A 3092-nucleotide genomic window follows, 5' to 3' on the forward strand; every position below is an offset into this window, starting at 1 on the left:
TGAACAACATCTAACACCATGTTCACGCTTCGGCGGACAAGCCGCCTCGGTCCGGCAGGAGTTAGAAGAGGATTCGGAGAAGTAATTGGCAGTAGCAGGGGAGCGTAATCAGCCGGACACATCCAACTCCCTAACCGCATCGCGGCCGCCCTCCGGGCTTAAGGGAGTTGGACGTCGTGAACACATTTACGTTAGATGAAATTCCCCAAGATCTTTAACCCTCCATTTAATACATTACTTCTTAAGGGGCCTTTAAAGTGAAGGTAACAATTATTGGATTCAATAATTTCGATGACAAGATTAAAGTTACTTTTTTAAGTGATCTAGGAGTAGGAATTGGCTATTGGAATGGTGTTATTCCTAAGGTCAATAACACTTATTTTGTAGAGTTAGATATTCAAGAGACTTTAGTTTATGGAAGTAATATCGTAAAGAGTTCAAATCAACCAATAAGTATTTTTAATAATGAAGGAATCACAAAAATCATTGGAAAGATTGAATTCATTGAAGATGATTGTATTATTTTGAGAATTGGAAAGAGCATAATAATGACTGAAGTAGATAATCTCAAGGAATTTAATCAAGGTGATACAGTAATCATAACAACAACTAACTTACTTCTTATCGATATGAATTTTTGATAGTTGACTCATAGAAGCAGGGGAACTTCATCTAACACCATGTTCACGCTTCGGGGCATTCGCCCCTCGGTCCGGCAGGAGTTAGATGAATATTCGGAGAAGTATTTGACAGTAGCAAGGAAGCGGAATCAGCCGGACACATCCGCACCGACTAAGCGCATCGCGCCCGGCGACTTCGTCGCCTTAAGTCGGTGGGACGTCGTGAACACATGAACGTTATCAGAAATCGGCAAGATCAAAAAATTAAACTATTAGGAGAATGATTCTTATTAAGAAATATCAATTTTTTGATAAACTTATATATTTCAGTATCTTTTTTATACTATTTGATTTTTGTTACTCTATAATTGAATATCAAGAAATTAATTTGAAATATATGGAAGTGAATTGGATAAGGATTTTATGTTTTGCAATTGGATTTACTATTTATAATAATGATGATAAAACAATTAGGACTGATAATTGGAAGAAAACTATTCAATTAAAATTCTTATTTTGGACAACAACAATTCTATTTATACTTGGATTATTTCTTGACTATTGGTTACATAATCAGATTAATTTTCAGTTATTATTGCTTTCTGTTCTCTTAATGGATGTAGGTATTATTATTTCAATGATATTAATAGATCTGTATTGGAGAATTATCAAGAGATTTATTAAGGAAGAGAATTTGAGAGATAATCCATGAAGTAGCCGACTTCTGATAACACCATGTTCACGCTTCGGGCCATTCGGCCCTCGGTCCGGCAGGAGTTAGATGAAGATTCGGGGAAGCAATAGGCAGCAGCAAGGAAGCGGAATCAGCCGGACACATCGGCACCACCTAACCGCATCGCGGCCGCCCCTTTGGGGCTTAAGGTGGTGGGACGTCGTGAACACATTTACGTTATCGGAAATTCCCAAAGTGCTAGAGGAGCGTGAGCGAGAATGCAGGAGGACGAAATCCTTGAAAGTAATTGTAAGTTAGTGGAAGGGACCTTTCTTTATAATCTTGTTGAAGAAGCAACTTTCGATCAAAAAAGTTTTTGGGTTTATTATAATGCTAGTATTGAAATCGTAAAGAAATCCATACATAAACCGTTAGATAGAGAATTAACGAGAAAATTACAAGGAACATTTAAGAGAATACTGGAATGTTTCTACTATCATTCTGTTGAAAGTGATCAATATAGAATTACGAATTTTCCTTATGAAGATATTAATTACTACTATGAAAGACTGTCATTTATGATTGATGGTTATTTTAATAATTTTGTGATGGATGAATCACAATTCGGAGATTTCATTAAGAATCCTAAATTTTCAGAACTATATGATTGAAAGCTTGTTAATTTGAATGTGAACCGATGAAGTGGGAACTTCCGATAACACCATGTTCACGCTTCGGGCCATCCGGCCCTCGGTCCGGCAGGAGTTAGATGAAAATTCGGGGATGCAATAGGCAGTAGCAGGGAAGCGGAATCAGCCGGACACATCCGCACCACCTAACCGCATCGCGGCCGCCCTTCGGGCTTAAGGTGGTGGGACGTCGTGAACACATTAACGTTATACGAAACATGAAGCGAGTGATTTTAAACCCAAACCGTCTGACACCAAGCCTTCATGTGTATTATAATAATGATGAACACATCAACTGGAGTAGGTGAGAAGAATGAGTGTTAAGGACGAAGTTATCAGACTTATCCAAGACCTTCCAGACAACGTTACGGTTGAAGATATTTTGTACAAATTATATGTGAGGGCTAGGATCGAAGAGGGTTTGACTGAATTGGATGCTGGTAAAGGCATCACACATTCAGAGGCAATGGAGCGAATTAATAAATGGCTGAATTGATCTGGTCACCAAGATCTCTGAAAGATTTGGAATTGATTTATGAATACATTAAGCAAGACTCAATAGACATGGCAAGAATTTTTGTCAATGAATTAATTCAATCAGCAATCAAGATTCCGGATTTTCCATATTCGGGAAGATTAGTGCCTGAGTTTAATCGTGATATTATTAGGGAAAAGATATATCAAAGTTATAGGATAATCTATAGAATTAATGGAAGCGAAATTGAATTAATTACATTTCTACATCAGTCAAGAAGATTAATGCGTAAAGACTTTAAATGACATCATGACTTTAATAAGACATGATGTTTTTTTGTGTGAAATTAATAGCCTTGTGGGTTGATTCATGCATGCTTCGTATAACACCATGTTCACGCTTCGGGGCATTCGCCCCTCGGTCCGGGCAGGAGTAGGAAGCGGATTCGACTGTAGCAGCTCAGCAACTGTAAGTAATTCAGCCGGACACATCCGCACCACCTAACCGCATCGCGGCCGCCCTTTGGGCTTAAGGTGGTGGGACGTCGTGAACACATGAACGTTATATGAAAGGGATGCAAATCTAAAACAGAAAGAAGGAACGAATTTGTTTAGATTGTTTAGAAAGAAACGTAT

4 protein-coding genes are annotated in these 3092 nt (G+C 38.3%); all 4 read left to right on the plus strand.

Annotation, left to right across the window (positions count from 1 at the left end):
* Positions 1-257 precede the first annotated feature (257 nt).
* The 4 genes from ACFPPD_RS23295 to ACFPPD_RS23310 all read left to right on the plus strand — a co-directional run bounded on the left by ACFPPD_RS23295 (position 258) and on the right by ACFPPD_RS23310 (position 2762).
* A complete protein-coding gene (locus ACFPPD_RS23295; RefSeq protein WP_209752079.1) occupies positions 258-641 on the plus strand; it encodes a hypothetical protein in 384 nt (127 codons plus the stop codon).
* A gap of 930 nt (positions 642-1571) precedes the next feature.
* Positions 1572-1964, plus strand: a complete 393-nt coding sequence (locus tag ACFPPD_RS23300) for an Imm41 family immunity protein (protein WP_209752078.1) — start codon at positions 1572-1574, stop codon at positions 1962-1964.
* A gap of 331 nt (positions 1965-2295) precedes the next feature.
* Complete coding sequence (locus ACFPPD_RS23305; protein WP_209752076.1) at positions 2296-2478, plus strand: hypothetical protein; 183 nt, start codon at positions 2296-2298, stop codon at positions 2476-2478.
* Complete coding sequence (locus ACFPPD_RS23310; protein WP_209752074.1) at positions 2466-2762, plus strand: type II toxin-antitoxin system RelE/ParE family toxin; 297 nt, start codon at positions 2466-2468, stop codon at positions 2760-2762. Before ACFPPD_RS23305 ends, ACFPPD_RS23310 begins: the two co-directional genes overlap by 13 nt.
* Positions 2763-3092 lie beyond the last annotated feature (330 nt).

The organism is Cohnella suwonensis (genome assembly GCF_042655365.1).
GTDB lineage: Bacteria > Bacillota > Bacilli > Paenibacillales > Paenibacillaceae > Cohnella > Cohnella suwonensis.